The sequence below is a fragment of the Amycolatopsis sp. NPDC051716 genome, assembly GCF_040681595.1.
Taxonomy (GTDB): Bacteria; Actinomycetota; Actinomycetes; order Mycobacteriales; family Pseudonocardiaceae; genus Amycolatopsis.
Genome location: NZ_JBFAZA010000012.1, coordinates 225,044 through 239,283 on the forward strand (window position 1 = coordinate 225,044; position 14,240 = coordinate 239,283).

Annotated in this window: 16 protein-coding genes; 9 read left to right on the forward strand and 7 right to left on the reverse strand. The window is 71.6% G+C overall.

Going from position 1 to position 14,240, the window contains the following annotated elements; genetic code table 11:
- Positions 1-5: 5 nt before the first annotated feature.
- The 3 genes from AB0M30_RS19100 to AB0M30_RS19110 form a co-directional block, all read right to left on the reverse strand.
- Positions 6-2,615 (reverse strand): CHAT domain-containing protein, encoded by a 2,610-nt coding sequence (locus AB0M30_RS19100; protein ID WP_364585354.1) that lies wholly within the window; start codon positions 2,613-2,615, stop codon positions 6-8.
- Between the two features lie 93 nt (positions 2,616-2,708).
- Positions 2,709-2,867: a hypothetical protein gene (locus AB0M30_RS19105; RefSeq protein WP_199191289.1), complete on the reverse strand. Its 159-nt coding sequence runs from the start codon at positions 2,865-2,867 to the stop codon at positions 2,709-2,711.
- A gap of 215 nt (positions 2,868-3,082) precedes the next feature.
- Positions 3,083-3,616 (reverse strand): hypothetical protein, encoded by a 534-nt coding sequence (locus AB0M30_RS19110; protein WP_364585320.1) that lies wholly within the window; start codon positions 3,614-3,616, stop codon positions 3,083-3,085.
- A gap of 126 nt (positions 3,617-3,742) precedes the next feature.
- On the opposite strand from AB0M30_RS19110, the gene AB0M30_RS19115 reads away from it, so the two are divergent.
- From AB0M30_RS19115 to AB0M30_RS19130, 4 genes are all read left to right on the forward strand, one after another.
- Complete coding sequence (locus AB0M30_RS19115) at positions 3,743-4,168, forward strand: hypothetical protein (protein ID WP_364585321.1); 426 nt, start codon at positions 3,743-3,745, stop codon at positions 4,166-4,168.
- Between the two features lie 30 nt (positions 4,169-4,198).
- Positions 4,199-4,564, forward strand: coding sequence for a VOC family protein (locus tag AB0M30_RS19120; RefSeq protein WP_103338431.1), 366 nt, complete (start codon positions 4,199-4,201; stop codon positions 4,562-4,564).
- Positions 4,565-4,640: 76 nt separating this feature from the next.
- Positions 4,641-6,311 (forward strand): hypothetical protein, encoded by a 1,671-nt coding sequence (locus tag AB0M30_RS19125; RefSeq protein WP_364585322.1) that lies wholly within the window; start codon positions 4,641-4,643, stop codon positions 6,309-6,311.
- A 15-nt stretch (positions 6,312-6,326) separates the two neighbouring features.
- The gene (locus AB0M30_RS19130) at positions 6,327-6,728 is read left to right on the forward strand and encodes an NUDIX hydrolase (RefSeq protein ID WP_364585323.1); all 402 of its coding nucleotides are present in this window, start codon (positions 6,327-6,329) and stop codon (positions 6,726-6,728) included.
- Positions 6,729-6,939: 211 nt separating this feature from the next.
- Here AB0M30_RS19130 and AB0M30_RS19135 read toward each other — a convergent pair whose 3' ends face one another.
- The 3 genes from AB0M30_RS19135 to AB0M30_RS19145 form a co-directional block, all read right to left on the reverse strand.
- The gene (locus AB0M30_RS19135; RefSeq protein WP_364585355.1) at positions 6,940-7,677 is read right to left on the reverse strand and encodes a dihydrofolate reductase family protein; all 738 of its coding nucleotides are present in this window, start codon (positions 7,675-7,677) and stop codon (positions 6,940-6,942) included.
- On the reverse strand, positions 7,674-8,243 hold the full coding sequence (locus AB0M30_RS19140; protein WP_364585324.1) for a dihydropteroate synthase: 570 nt from the start codon (positions 8,241-8,243) through the stop codon (positions 7,674-7,676). The genes AB0M30_RS19135 and AB0M30_RS19140 overlap by 4 nt, the downstream gene beginning before the upstream one ends.
- A gap of 116 nt (positions 8,244-8,359) precedes the next feature.
- A complete protein-coding gene (locus AB0M30_RS19145; RefSeq protein WP_034284548.1) occupies positions 8,360-8,659 on the reverse strand; it encodes a hypothetical protein in 300 nt (99 codons plus the stop codon).
- A 212-nt stretch (positions 8,660-8,871) separates the two neighbouring features.
- Between AB0M30_RS19145 and AB0M30_RS19150 the strand changes: the two genes are divergently transcribed.
- Genes AB0M30_RS19150 through AB0M30_RS19170 form a run of 5 tightly spaced genes read left to right on the forward strand, consistent with a single transcriptional unit; the run spans position 8,872 to position 13,350 of the window.
- Entirely contained in the window at positions 8,872-9,780 is a 909-nt protein-coding gene (locus AB0M30_RS19150) for a hypothetical protein (protein ID WP_364585325.1), read from the forward strand.
- Positions 9,781-9,801: 21 nt separating this feature from the next.
- A complete protein-coding gene (locus AB0M30_RS19155) occupies positions 9,802-10,818 on the forward strand; it encodes an aminotransferase class I/II-fold pyridoxal phosphate-dependent enzyme (RefSeq protein ID WP_364585326.1) in 1,017 nt (338 codons plus the stop codon).
- Between the two features lie 11 nt (positions 10,819-10,829).
- A complete protein-coding gene (locus AB0M30_RS19160; RefSeq protein ID WP_364585327.1) occupies positions 10,830-11,756 on the forward strand; it encodes a phosphotransferase in 927 nt (308 codons plus the stop codon).
- 29 nt (positions 11,757-11,785) lie between these two features.
- Complete coding sequence (locus AB0M30_RS19165) at positions 11,786-12,475, forward strand: TetR/AcrR family transcriptional regulator (protein WP_364585328.1); 690 nt, start codon at positions 11,786-11,788, stop codon at positions 12,473-12,475.
- A gap of 26 nt (positions 12,476-12,501) precedes the next feature.
- Positions 12,502-13,350, forward strand: coding sequence for an LLM class F420-dependent oxidoreductase (locus AB0M30_RS19170; RefSeq protein WP_364585329.1), 849 nt, complete (start codon positions 12,502-12,504; stop codon positions 13,348-13,350).
- Positions 13,351-13,391: 41 nt separating this feature from the next.
- On the opposite strand, the gene AB0M30_RS19175 is transcribed toward AB0M30_RS19170, so the two are convergent.
- Entirely contained in the window at positions 13,392-14,240 is an 849-nt protein-coding gene (locus tag AB0M30_RS19175) for a hypothetical protein (RefSeq protein ID WP_364585356.1), read from the reverse strand.

The following is a 14,240-nucleotide window of genomic DNA, read 5'->3' on the forward strand; positions in this document are numbered from 1 at the left end:
CGGTTTTACCCGGCGCCGAGACAGACGAACGGGCGGCGGAACGGGTCGACGGCGATCGCGTCGGCCAGCGCGAGCGCCGGGCTCTCCCGGACGGCCAGCGCCCGGTAGTAGTCGTCCATCGCGGCGGCCGAGGCGAGGTCGCCGACGCGCGAAAGCGGCGCGATCACCGTCCGGGAGCCGCTGGCCAGCAGCGCGCTGGCGAAGCCGAGGGCTTCGTCGCCGGGCCGGATCCGGTTCATCGCGAGCTCGCACGCGGCGAACACGACCTGCCGCGGCGGTTGCCGCAACCCGGCCATCTCGTGGCCGAACAGGGCGCCGTCGGCGAGTTCGAGCCGGGAGAACAACGCGTTCTCCGGCTCGTGCGCGCCGTGCGCGGCGAAGTGCGCGAGCTTGGCGCCGTCCATCGCGCGCAGCACGGACTTCACGGTGGCCTTGGCGCCGGTCATGGTCGTCGCGGTGCGGTAGTGCGTGGTGAGCTTCTCGAGCTCGCCACGGGCGCCGGCCAGCCCGGGCCCGCGGACGAGCACGATCTTGCGCGCCCGCGACGACTTCGTCAGCTCGGCGGCGAGCCAGGCGGTCGCCGACGGCGCGACGACGGTGGGCCGCCCCCGCAGGCCGGGCAGCACGCCCCACGGCACGGCGTAGAGCGGCCCGGTCGGGACGATGACCAGGTCGCGATCGCCGATGAGGTCGGCGAGGGGCTGGATGAGCTGGACGTCGAGCTTGTCGGCCTGCTTGTGCGCCGAGGCCATGACGACCTCGGCCAGCCGTTCGGGCAGGTTGTCGGGAGCAAGGGCATCGAGGTCGACGTTCAGCACGCGCGCGGACTCGGCGGCGGCCCCGGCGGACCCGAGCCGCACGAGCCGGCATTCACCCCCGGCCACGACGACGGCGACGAGCTCGTCCCCCGAAGCGGCGAAGCTGACCATGGCCCGCTCACCGAGCCGCGCCACGACCTCGGCCAGCCCGGCAACAGGCCGCGGGCGGCCCCACCGCCCGGTGTGCCAGCCGAGCCGCTGGGCTTCCCGCAGCCGTTCGTTGTACTTCGCCCGCAGGCCGGCGATGGGGTGCCCATCGTGCTGGGCCTCCTGGATGGCCTGCCCGAGCCCCCGCACCTCGGCCACGCGCGCGGCCAGTTCGGGATCGGTCCCGGCGGAGAGCGGTTCGTAGCGGTAGGTCTGGGCCCGGGTCCGTTCGAGCCAGACGAACAGCCGCCGGGCATCATGGCGCTCGAGCACCAGCTTGACGGCGAGATCGGCGAGCTCCTGCCCGTGCAGAGCGGTCCCGGAGACGAGATCCAACCCACCCATCCGATCCCGGACGGCGTCCAGTTCGGTGAGCCCCGACCGGATCTCGGTGAGCGCCTTGACCCGGTCGCCCTGGGCCACGGCCAGTTCGGCCCGGCAGAGCCGCCGGAGCATCCGGTAGTCGATGGGGGTCAGCTGGCCGGGGCGCGGGACCTTTCCGAGGGTCTCGACGGCCCGCTTGAGGTTGCCGCGCCGGATGTCCAGCCGCACGGCGAGCATCCGCGCGGTGGCGGCCTGCTCGCCCAGGCGGGGCAGCTGCATCTTGTCCGCGGTCCGCAGGGCCCGCACCGGCAGTGCCGAGGGTGGCGTCCCCTTGGCCACCGCCTCACGCACGTCGGCGTGCAAGCCGAGGACGGTCGCGTTGGCCACACAGGTCTGGCAGCCCACGCGCAGCAGGAGCCGGCGAGCGGACGAGGCCGTCTGCCGGGCGAATTCGATGTCGTCGTTCAGCAGGGCGGCCGAAGCCCGCAGCAGCTCCGCGTTGCCGAGGTGGTTGGCGATGCTGGGTTCCGCGCTCATCCGGGCGATCAGGTCGTCGAGGTGGCTCCCCGCCTCGTCGGCCAGCCCGGCGGTCAGCAGGGCTTGGGCCTGTTCCATCGAAAGGAGGGCGGGCGCCTCGAGATCCAGCGCGCGATACACCCGCTCGCTCTCCTCGTACAGCCGTAGAGCTTCCGGCACATCGCCGGTCCGAAGCGACAACGTCCCGAGGATGCGCCGGACATCGGCGGCCTGTCCCCGCAATTCGTATTTTTCCGAAAGCTCCAGCGCCCGGTTCAAGTCCGCGCGGGCCTGGCTCACGTTGCCGAGCTTGGTGTGCACCCAGCCGCGCGAATAGAGCGTGACGACGAAGCCGCGCATCTCCGACGCCGGATCACCCTTCCGGGTGAGCAGGAACTCCTTGTGCTCGAGCGAGGCGTCGAAGGAGGCGAGACTCTCCTCGTTGCGCCCGACCGTCATGAGACGCATGGCGTAGTTGTGGTTCAACACGCCGTTCAGCTCGGCCCGCAGGACCGGGTCGGCCACGGCGTTGATGAGCAGCCGCACGTCATCCAGGCCGGCCAGCCCGGCCGCGACATCTCCCGTGATCTCCGACGACATCCCGGCCAGGGTGCTGGCCACTTTGATCCGCGTGACCAGCCAGTCGGTGCGGTGCTGGTCGGCGACCGGGTGGATCGAGTCCAGCAGGCTCATCCCCCGCCGCAGGTGCTTGACCCCCTGGTGGAAACGCCCCAGGCAAGACGCATCGGCGGCGGCTTGCTGAAGAGCGCGGACCGACTCGATGACTTCCGGGGGGTCCAGGTTTGTCACAGGCACCCTCTTATGACAGCACAGCCGATGGCAGAAAGAAGCCCGCCTACCGGTCAAAGATCAGCAGGCGGGCGTTGAACACGCGGGTTGCTCTCAGGCCGTGACCTTCTGGTAGCAACCACCCACGCACTCGGTGTGGACCGGGTGCTCGGTGTGGATCTTGCCGTCCGAGTCGGTCCACTGGACCGTGGGCCCGGTCGGCTCGACCGGCTCCGGAGCTTCCTCGGGCTTGACATCCGTGGGCGTCGACATGGTCGATCTCCTCTCCCCTGGGGATCTTCATGGGGACGCTGCCGTGACGGTGAGTCCCCCTGTCGCGAGGCCCTCTCCCCGCGAACGGCCCAATAGTTTCACATCGGAGCAATGATCGGGAGAGTTTTCGCTACGGAAAGTCAGTCCATGGTGCGTGAGCAGGCTAGACGTCTCGATCGGAACGTCCTAAAGAGTGAAGTCTGTAACGACGTCCACTACGGACGTGCATACCTGCGCCTGGGGGCACCTCGTCCGGACCGCCTGCAGGTACGTGTTGCTCCGGATGCGGACCGTGACAATCGGCCGGAGGTGCGGATCGGAGTGTCCAGTGTGGACGACTGGGCTGTCGAGGCGCGGACTGGGCGGACGGTCTCCGGCGCGGCTCCGCCCGGACGGCGAACCGGCGGCGGGTTGTAGCCGTACGCAAGGCCGCTGCGCGGGTCGGCGAAAGCCGGTGAGGCGGCCACGCCGCCGTGGCCGAACCCGCCCGGACGCAGGAGCGGCTCCGGCGCGCCGATCACCAGCGCACGGTCCCCGAACGCGGTGCCTGGCCGCTGCGGGGCGAGCAGCTCCTGCTGGGCGCTCCCGCTCTTGCCGGCGGCGCCGAACTCCGGCCAGCCGCGGGCGACCTGCTGGTCGAGGTCGAGCACGCCGTTTTGAACGAGCAGCGCGACCGTCAGGTGCGCGGCATGGTAGCCGAGGAGAACACGCCGGTAGGTGGGTCTCCGGCGAAGCCGAGCCTGGTCCACCGGTCGGCGACTCGTTCGCCATCGTCGCGCGCGACGAGCTGGCGGCGTCGTCGGCGCCGGGGAACGACCCACGCGATGCCGAGGCATTCCGGTAACGCGCGACCGCTCTGTGGGGATGTTCCCGGCATGGGGGAACCAGAGCTCGACGCGGGGGAAGCCACCACCACGACCCGGCCCGGCCGTGGCCTGGCGATCGCGTCGGTCGCGATCGGCGCGGCCGGCCTGACGCTCGCCGTTGCGACCTGGGCGGCCTGGCTGATCGTCCGGCCGGGGATCGTTTCCGCGTGGGTGTTCTCCTGGGTCACGCAGGCGTTCGTGCTGGTCCTCGGCGCGCTGTGGTTCGCGCTGCTGCCGATCAGCGTGCTGGCACTCGTCTTCGGCGTCTGCGCCGGCGCACGCACGCAGCCGGGTTATGCCCGGATCGGCGCCACCCTGGCCGTCGTCACCGTGCTGCTCGCGCTTTCCGGGGCCGCGGTGTTCGCGACGACGTCGTGGCGGCACATCGGCCCGCCGATCGCCTACTTCGACTCGGGACCCTCCGGACCGCGGTAGAGAACCCGCCGCGCGGGTACCAGTCCGATCATGAAGCTGACCTCCACCGTGCTCGGCACCCCGGAACCCCGTGCGCTCGCCGAGTTCTATTCGAAGCTCCTCGGCTGGCCGATCCGCACCGACGAACCGGAGTGGGTGACCCTGCGCCCGGACGACGGCAGTGCCGGGCTGTCGTTCCAGCTCGAGACCGAGCACGTGCCGCCGGTGTGGCCGCCGGCCGACGGTGCGCAGCAGATGCAGCTGCACCTCGACATCGAGGTCGACGACCTCCAGGAGGCGACGGCGGCGGCGACCGCGGCCGGCGCGGTGGTCGCCGAGTTCCAGCCGCAGGACGATGTCCGGGTCTGCTTCGATCCGGCCGGGCACCCGTTCTGCCTCTGGACTCGCACGGGGTGACGCCCCGCGTTCGAGCGGTCACAGGATCCGCTATGTTCGGCTGAGGTCCTGTTCCCGGCGAACGGAGTTGAGTCCTGTGGGGGCGCACCGGATCTGGCACCACGGACTGGTCCCCACCGAGGGGAAACGCCCCCTGGACGCCTTGCGCAGCAGGCTGATCAGCCGCCAGCGGCAGCATGACGACTACACGGTGACCGATCTCGGCTCGTCCGACGACGGTGGCTCGCGCCGGTGCGACCTGAAGTTCGCGTACGAGGGCGGCGAAGGCCGCTACTCCGTTCAGGTATTGCTTTCGTTGTGCTACCGCGCCGGCGAAGACCGGGTGACGTGGCTGCTGACCGCCGCCTGCACGCGGCCGTGGCGCAGCTGCCACGACGCGCCGGCCCAGCGGATCGGGCTGGAGGAGCTGGGCGCCAGCGGCAGCGACGAGATCCCGATCGAAACGCCGGTGCTGGCGATGCGCGGCTGGTCGCGCAAGGAATGCGACCACCTCGCCGACCTGCTCGGTGAGGCGCTGGCGGCGCCATGGCGCTCTTCGGCGGTGCTGGTGCTCACCGAGCCGCCGACGGTGCCGGTCGAGGGCTGGCCGGGGCTGGTCAACGTCTTCGACGTCGACGACCGCTTCCGCCACACCCTCAACCGGCACCTGCCGCTCGGGTGCGCGCTGCCGCAGGGCGCGCGGCTGTACGTGCCGCCGTGCGACCAGTTGCCGGATTTCGTCGTCAGTGAAAGCCCGGTGTCCGGCGAGGCCCTGCAGGGCGCGATCACCCGGCTCATCCAGACCCGCGGCCGGACACCCCTGCCCGAGGAGTGGGCGGACGTACCGAGCGTGCGGGCTTGGTACGAAGCCGATCCGTTCGCCTCGCCGGAGCGCGAGCCCGACGCCGAACTGGTCGAGAAGCTCGGCCGCGCCGAACGGGAGCTGGCCGAGGCGCGAGGCGTCGTCACCATCCTGCGGAAGAAGGCCAAAGCCCGCGCCGAGGAACGGGACCGGCACGCCTGCGAGGTGAAGACACTTCGCCGCCGCCTCGAGGAAGCGTGCGCGACCGACGTCGCCTGCCTGCGTGACCAGCTCGCGCAGCTGCAAGCGGAGGTGGACGACTACGCGCGGGCGTTCGAGGAGACGGAGGCCGAGCGCGACGAGCTCAGGCGCGTCAACGGGCTGCTGGCGGGCCGGCTCGCCCGCCACCACGACGCCGACGACGAGGTCGCCGCCGCCGAGCGGCCGCCGGAGGAGTTCCCCAGTTTCGCCGAGCTGATCGGCGCCGCGTCGGCCTCGCTCAAGCACCTCGCGATCACGGCCGAACCGGCGCCGGCCGCGATCCTCGACCACCACCCCAAAGCCGCCGCCTGGCGCCGCAAGGCCTGGGACGCGCTCCGCACCCTCGACGCCTACGCGGGCGCCCGGATGTCCTTGCTCGACGCGGGCCAGGACCCGGGCCCCGAGCTGTCGGACGTGCTCGCGTTCGCTCGCACCGGCCAGCCGGGTTCGCTGATCAGCGCGAACATCATCGCCTTGGCCGAGTCGGACACGGTGACCACGAACGAGCGGCTCCGCCAGGCCCGCACGTTCCGCGTCGATCCCCGGACGAACCCGACGGGGCGCGACTACTTCGGCGCCCACATCGCCTTGGAGCGCTTCAAGTCGCCGGCGCCGCGGCTGCACTTCCTCGACGACACCGACCGCACCGGCACGGTTTACGTCGGGTACCTGGGCGCCCACCTGCCGACGTCGAAGACCAACTGAGCGAGAATCGCGCGCATGACGGAGATCGCGCACAAGCACCTGGCCTACTGCTGGATCGCCCGCGGCGACCGGGTGCTGTTCCTCCGCCGCGCGCCGGGCGTGTTCCTCGCGGGCCGGTGGGAACTGCCCGGCGGCACGGCCGAGCCAGGCGAGCGCTTCGAGGACACCGCGGCGCGCGAAGCGGCGGAGGAGACCGGGTTGACGGTTCGCGTCACCGGTGAACTGGCGCGGGATGCGTGGCCGGACGTGGCGGGACGGGCGTTGCGCATCCACGCTTTCGTTTACACCGTGGAGGAAGCGGGAGCCGGCGACGTCGCGCTCAACCCTGAGGAGCACGACGACTTCGCGTGGCTGACGCGGGCGGAGGCCCGGGAACTGCTGCTGCCGGACCACTTCCGGCGGCTGCTCGATCGGTAGGGTTTTTCCTTGGCGCAGCACCGGATCGCGGTGCCGCGGAGGTCTTCGGGTCGTGGTCATGCCTTCGACGGTACCCGAACAAATGTGCGAACGTCATCGCTGGACCGGGTGAACTCAGGCGGGCGTTCGAGCGGCGGATTCGCTTGTGGCACAACGGAAACCCGCGCGAGGGAGCCCCCGAATTCCACACTACCGCAAGGGACCGACAAAACTAGCGAAGTGCCAGGTACCTCAGCAGAACGCTGGCGCCATCGGTGAGCACCGACGCCAGCTCCAGCGCAGCCGGATCGACCGCCGCGCCGAGAGAAGCCCGGCTCGACGTTCCCGCCACCAAGAACGGCGCCACCGTCAACCGGAACTCGTCGACCAAGCCCGCCTCGATCAGCGAGCCGAACAACCTCGGCCCGCCTTCGCAATCGATGCGGCCCAGCCCCTCCGCCACCAAGGTCGAAACCACCCGCTCGGCCGACACCGCCGGCTCCCCCACCACGAACACCCGGGCGCCGTGCGCCGCCCAGGCCTCGCGTAACGCCGAAGGCGCGGCCGCGGAGGTGAACACCAGGGTCGGGACCGCCGCCTCGGTGATCACCGGGGCGTCCGGCGGCAGGGAACGGCCGGTCGTCACCACCGCCACCGGGGCGATCGGGGCCAGGCCGAACCGGCTGCGGCGTTCGGCCGTGGCGGCGTCGGGGCGCATACCCCGGAAACCCTCCGTCATCGCCGTCCCGGCGCCTACCAGGACGACGTCCGCGAGGTCGTTGCCGAGGCGGTAGACGATCCGGTCCGCCGGGGTCGACAGGCCGCCGGACCGGCCCTCGACCGCGATCGCGCCGTCCGTGCTCGACACGAAGTTCACCGCCAGCCAGCGGGGGTCCGCCGGGTAGCTGTACAGCCGCTCGAGGTCGTCCGTCGCGAGCTCGCGCGAGGACGGCCAGACCTGGCGGATCACTCCCATCGGACCGCCTTCGCCGGCGGGCGGGTGCCCGCGATGCTCGCCGCCATCTCCGCCACGTGGCGCACCTGGCGGACGTGCTTGGTGCGGATGATCGCCACCCCGGCCGAGGCCGCGACCGCCGTCCGCGCCAGGCCGGCCGGCGTGCCGTCCCCGGCCACCGAAGCCAGCACGGGCACGTCTCCCGGCGGCAACGGCGTCCGGAACACCCCGATGTCCATGACAACGGACAAACCGGCCGCCGAAGGGATCGAGGGAGCGGCGTAACCCACGCCGTACCGGGCCGCGACTTCGGCGAGGTCCGCCCGCGCGACGATCAGGTCGGCGCCCGCTTCGCAGCAGGCCGCGGCGACCGACGGGTCCGCGGTGTCCACCCCGATGACGAGGCCGGGAAAGGCCGCCCGTGCCGCCTCGACGAGGGACTCGGATCCGGGGAAACTCACGAGATCGGCGCCGTCGGCGACGGCGTCACGGGCCTCGGGGAGCGACTCGGCCGCGGCCAGCACCAGCGCGCGGTCGCTGCTCAACCGGCGGCCCCGGAAGACGAGGTCGGGGGTCTTCATCGCACTCTCCCTGCTGGACGTCCGTGCGTCGTGATCATAAGCGGACCAGCGGATGAGTGTTCTTCGCCGTCAGGTGGCGGGGCTTCGTCGCCGGGCCACCCGACTCTGACGGCTCCTCAGGAGGCGATGGCCTCGTTGATCGCCAGCAGCTCCTGGCAGGTGCGCGTGGCGGTGAACTCGATGACGTCGTAGCGCGCGAGCCGCCGGACCACGAACGGGTCGCTGGCGAGCACGGCGTCGAGCTTGCCGCGCAGCACCGGGCGAGTCAGGATCACGTGGTCGGCCGCGCCGTTGCCCTTTCCGGAAACCAGGAAGAGTCCCTTTGTGAATTGTTTACGCAACCACTCCGAATGATCGGGAAGCGCGTAGTCGACTTCTGTTTCGGGCGCCGTATAGGTCAGCAGTGCGATGTACATGTTTGCAGAGTAGAACGCTCTCGTCCGCACCGCATCCGCCTGGCGAGTGGCTCCCGACACGCCTTTCGTTAATATTCCGTCAAGAACCGGGGAATTCCTTTACCGGCACTTTTTCGACACACTCGCCGATTGCCGTACGCCCGTCGTCGTACGTCGCGGTGCCGCCGCCGGGCCGACGCGGCGACCCTGCCGGGCCCGCCACACTCCGGGGTATGAACGCACTGACCCGGATCTGGTCCGACGGGCGGCGAGCCGAGCGCATCGCCTACGCCGTCGGCGCGGCGCTGTTCCTCAGCGGTGCCGCGCACGCTCTCGTGCTCATCGCCACCGGCGGCTCGTGGCTGGGCCCGCTGTCGATGCGCAAGGCCGTCACGTTCGGCCTGTCGTTCGGGCTGACGCTCGCGTCGGTCGCCTGGGCGACGTCGTTCCTCACCATGCGCCCCCGGGCGCGCAACGTCCTGCTCGGCGCGTTCACCGCGGCGAGTGTCGCCGAAGTCGCCCTGGTCAGCATGCAGGCGTGGCGCGGGGTGCCGTCGCACTTCGACTTCGAAACGTCGTTCGACAGCTTCGTCTCGATGACCCTCGCCGCGGGCGGCGGCGTGCTCGTCCTGACCGTCATCGGCTTCACGGCGACCGCGCTCGTCGAGCCGGGCCCGGCCGCGCCGAGCCTGCGCCTGGCCGTCCGCGCCGGCCTGGCCGTGCTGCTGGTCGCGCTGGCCACCGGCGCGGTGATGATCGGGCGCGGGGTGGTCGCGGCCCGCGGCGGCGACCCGCAGCTGGCCTACACCACCGCCGGCTCCCTGAAGCCGCTGCACGCGGTCGCCATGCACGCGATCCTGGTGCTGCCCGCGCTGGCCTGGATCCTGCGGTTCACCGGCCATTCCGAAGCGCACCGGCTGCGCGTCGTCCAGACGGCCGTCGCCGCCGACGCCGTGCTCACCGCCGTGATCGGCGTCGAGTCGTTCACCGGCATCGACCCGCTGGCCGCGCCGCTGCCGCTCATGCTGCTGTCCGCGCTGGCCGCCGCGGTTCTGGCGGGCACCGGAATCCACGCGTTGTCCGGCATTGAACCGGCCGTCCGATTCGTACGTGTCCTCAACGGGAAGGCAAGGGGCCGGTAAAACGGCGGACGGAGAACACGCGTGCGGCACGGTACAACCCCCCACGGCCTTTTCCAGCAGAACCAGGCCCACAGCCCGTCGTTCTTCTCCGTGGCCAGGGCGATGGGCCGGCACGCGGACGACCTCGCGGACTTCTGCATCCCCTGCAACCCGTACTTCCCCACCGACGCGATGTTCGGTGAGCTCGAACGGAACCTCCGCACGATCCTCAAGTTCTACCCGAGCGAGGCGGCCGCGATCACCGCGCAGCTGGCGAGCGTGCTGCGGCTCAACCCGTCGACGATCTCGCTGGCCAACGGCTCGACCGAACTGATCACCTGGATCGACCAGCTGCTGGTCGACTCCAGCGTCGCCGTCCCGATCCCGACGTTCGGCCGCTGGACCGACCAGCCGATGGAGACCGGCAAGCGCGTCGACATGTTCCTGCTCAAGGAAGCGGACAACTTCGAGCTGCGCGTGGACGAGTACATCGAGTTCATCAAGCGCCGCGGCTCCCGCGTCGCGGTGCTGTGCAACCCGAACAACCCCGACGGCGGGTACCTGCCGCGCCGCGAGGTGCTCCGGTTCATGGACGCGCTCGAGGACCTCGACCTGGTGGTGATCGACGAGTCGTTCGTCGATTTCGTCGAGGTCGAGCGGAACCCGTCGGTCGCCGCCGAAGCCGTCGTGCGGCCGAACGTGATCGTGCTGAAGAGCCTCGGCAAGAACTTCGGGCTGCACGGGATCCGGTTCGGCTACCAGGTCTCGAACCCGGCACTGACGCGCAAGCTGTCGGCCGCGCTGCCGAAGTGGAACCTGAACTCCCTCGCCGAGACCGTGATCTTCATGCTCGCCGAGCACCACCTGCTGGTGCGCCAGTGCGGCAACAAGATCGGCATGACCAGCCAGTTCATGCGCTTCGGGGTGCGGCCGGACACCGAGGTCGAGCGGCTGGTCGAAGGACTGCGCGGCGTGGAGCGGCTCGGCGGCGGGCGGCACACGACGCCGGCCATCGAGCTGGTCTCGCACTCCCGCGAGCCGGAACGGTCGATCAGCTGAACACCTGGGCGATGGCCGACTTCCAGGCGAACACCCGGCCGTTCGCCGAGCTCGACCGCGCCGGCCGGACGCGCCGCCTGCGCCGGCTTGCCGAAGCGGCGTTGACGGCCTACGCCGTGCCGGTCGCTCGCCTGACGCCGCTGGCCCACGGGCAGAACACGGCGTTCCGCGTCGACGGCGCGGACGGGCACCGGTACGTGCTGCGGGTGCAGCGGCCGGACGGCCCCGGCGTCGCGCAGGTCCGCGCCGAGATGGCCTGGCTGGCCACGCTGCGGCGCGAAACCGGGCTCGTCGTCCCGCAGCCGGTGCCGACGCGCGCGCGGGACCTGGTCACCGTGGTCGCCGACCCCGCCGTGCCCGAGCCACGCACCTGCGTGCTCTGCCACTGGGTCGAGGGCCGGTTCGTCGACGAACGGCTCAGCGCGCCGCAGCTGTACGCGGTGGGTGAGTTCACCGCGCGGCTGCACCTGCACGGCGCGCGGATGAACGGCCTCGACCGCCGCCGCGTCGACGACCTGACGGAGTTCGGCCGCACGCAGGTGGACGGCTTCTCCGCGACGGTCGTCGAGCGGGCCGTCGCGGCGGCCGGCGGCGACGAACGGATCCGCAGGGCGGTGGCGCGCGTCCGCGCGGTGCGGGCCGAGCTGGGCTTCGGCTCCGACGTCTTCGGCCTGGTGCACGGCGACCTCCACCAGGAGAACTACCTGCTGCACCGCGGCCGGGTGCACGCGATCGACTTCGACGACTGCGGGTACGGGCACTACGCCTACGACCTCGCCGTCGCCTGCGCCGCCCTCGCGCACCTGCCGCACCGCGAAGAGCTGAAGGAGGCGCTCCTGGACGGCTACCGGTCGGTCCGCCCGGCCGCGGCCACGACCGACCCGGACGTGCTGGCCGCCTTCGCCGGGCTCCGGCGGGTCCAGCAGCGGCTGCGCTGATCGCTACAAACCGTCGTTACAATTGCTACATGGCCGGACGATCGAGCAACGCCACCAGCACCCGCGACCGCCTGCTCATGGCCGCCGGCCAGCTCCTGCACGAGGCCGGCGACGGGCCGGTCTCGACGCGGGCGATCTGCGAGCGCGCCGGCGTCCAGGCCCCCACGCTGTACCACCACTTCGGCAGCAAGCAGGGCCTGCTCGACGCGGTCGTCAACTACGGCTTCACCCAGTACGTCCAGGCTCCGGAGCCGGGCGGGGACCCGGTGGAGCGGATCCGGGCGGGCTGGGACCGGCACGTCGAGTACGGCCTGGAGCACCCCGCGTTCTACGTGCTGCTCTACGGCCAGATCGAGCCGGGCGTGCCGTGCAACCTCACGTCGAGCGCCGAAGCGATGCTTCTGGACCTCTTCACGCCGCTCGCGCGCGACGGCCGCCTGCGCGTCGAGGCGGCGGAGGCCGCGCGGCAGTTCGCGGCGGCCAACAGCGGCGTCACGCTCAGCCTCATCGCCCAGCCCGAAGGCCGCCGCGACCTGACGATGTCCGCGCAGGTCAGGGAGGCGGTACTGGCCGGGCTGCTCGCCGACCGGCCCACCGAAGGCTCGTCCGTGAGCGCCCTCGCTGTCGCTTTGTCGACCGCCATCGAGAACGACGACCGAGCGCTGACCCCAACCGAACGCCTGATGCTGCAAGAGTGGCTGCACCGCCTGGCGCACTGATCGCTACATTTGCTACATTGCTCAATATGACAAATGTATCGGGCAAGTTCGGCGTGTTCTTGGCCCCGCACCGCGACGACGTGGCCCGCAAGGAACAGGCGATCGCGGCGGACGGGCTGGGGTACGGCGCGGTGTGGCTGGGCACCGGCCGCAACTCGGTCGGCGACCTCGCGCTCGTCGAGGAGATCCTCGCCGCCACCGAGCGGATCACCGTGGCGACGGCGATCGTCAACATGTGGGTCGACGAGCCGGAGACGCTCGCCGCGTCCTACCACCGGCTTGCGGACCGCTACGGAAAGCGCTTGCTGCTCGGGATCGGCGTCGGCCACCCCGAGTCGGTCACCGAATACCGCAGCCCGTACGCCAAGATGGTCGACTACCTCGACCGGCTCGACGCGGCCGGCGTCCCGGCCGAGGCCCGGGTGCTCGCCGCGCTCGGCGACCGCGTGCTGAAGCTGGCCGCCGAGCGCAGCGCGGGCGCGCACCCGTACCTCGTGCCGGTCACGCACACCCGGCACGCGCGGGCGATCCTGGGCGCGGGCAAGCTGCTGGCGCCGGAGCACAAGGTGGTCGTGGACGACGACCCGGTGGCCGCGCGCGCCATCGGGCGGCCGTACGTCCAGACGCCGTACCTGGGCTTGCGCAACTACGTGAACAACCTGCTGCGCCACGGGTACACCGAGGCCGACGTCGCCGGCGGCGGCAGCGACCGCCTGATCGACGACCTCGTCCTGCACGGCACGCCGGAGACCATCGCCAAGGGCTTGCTGTCCCATGTGGACGCCGGAGCCGATCACGTGGCGGTGCAGGTGCTCGGCGCGTCCCCCGAGGTGGAGCTGGCGAACCAGCGGCGGCTCGCGGACGTGCTGCTCTGATCAGCCGGGCAGTCCGGGGCGCACCCGCACGCCGGCACGGCTCAGCGGGCGGCGTCAGCGGCTTTCCGCGCGGCGGAGGCGGCCTCGTCGGCTTCGTCGAAGGCCGCTTTCGCCGTCTCGAACTCCGCCGTCGCCCGCCCAGCGCGTTCCTCGGCTTCGGCCAGGCGCTCACGTAGGTCGTCGACGCGGGCCGTGGCCTGCTCGGCCGCGCGCTCGGTGCGGACCAGGTCGCGCTCGGCCACCGCGCGTTCCTTGTCGCGCTCGGCGGCTTCCTTGCGCAAGCGCTCGCGTTCGGCGCGGACCCGTTTCCGCTCCTCTTCCTCTTCGCGTTGTTCGCGCTCTTCGCGCCGGTGGTCCCGTTTCGGCCGGGCCGGTTCGGCCTTGTCCACCAGCTTCTCCGAGCGCTTCCCGGTGACGGGCGGGACGCTCGCGGCGAGGCTGAACCACTGGTCGGTGTCCTGGTGCGCGACCGACGTCAGCCGCCCGGCCAGCGCCAGCGCGGCGGTGTCCGGCTCGGCCGCGACGGCCTCCAGGGTCGCCTCCACCTCGCGGGTCACCGTGTCGCTCATCGAGGGCAGCTCGTGGAGGATCCGCCGCACCAGCTCGCCGCGGCGCCGGGTCAGCGCGCGCAGCTCGTCGCCGGCCAGGCGCGTGTGCGCGTCCCGCAGTTCGGCGCCGAGCTCGGCCAGCTCGCGGAGCTGGGCGGAGTCGTCCCCGGCCAGACCGTTGACGATCGCCGCGGCCGTGGTCGGCTTGCGAAGCTGCTGGATTCGCTTCGCGAGCTCGGCATCTCCCTCGGCCTTCGCCGCCTTCGCCGCCGCGTTGCGCGCGCTGACGAACTCCGCGAGGTCGCCCCCGTAGAGTTCGCCGGCCACCGTGTCGAAGTCCAT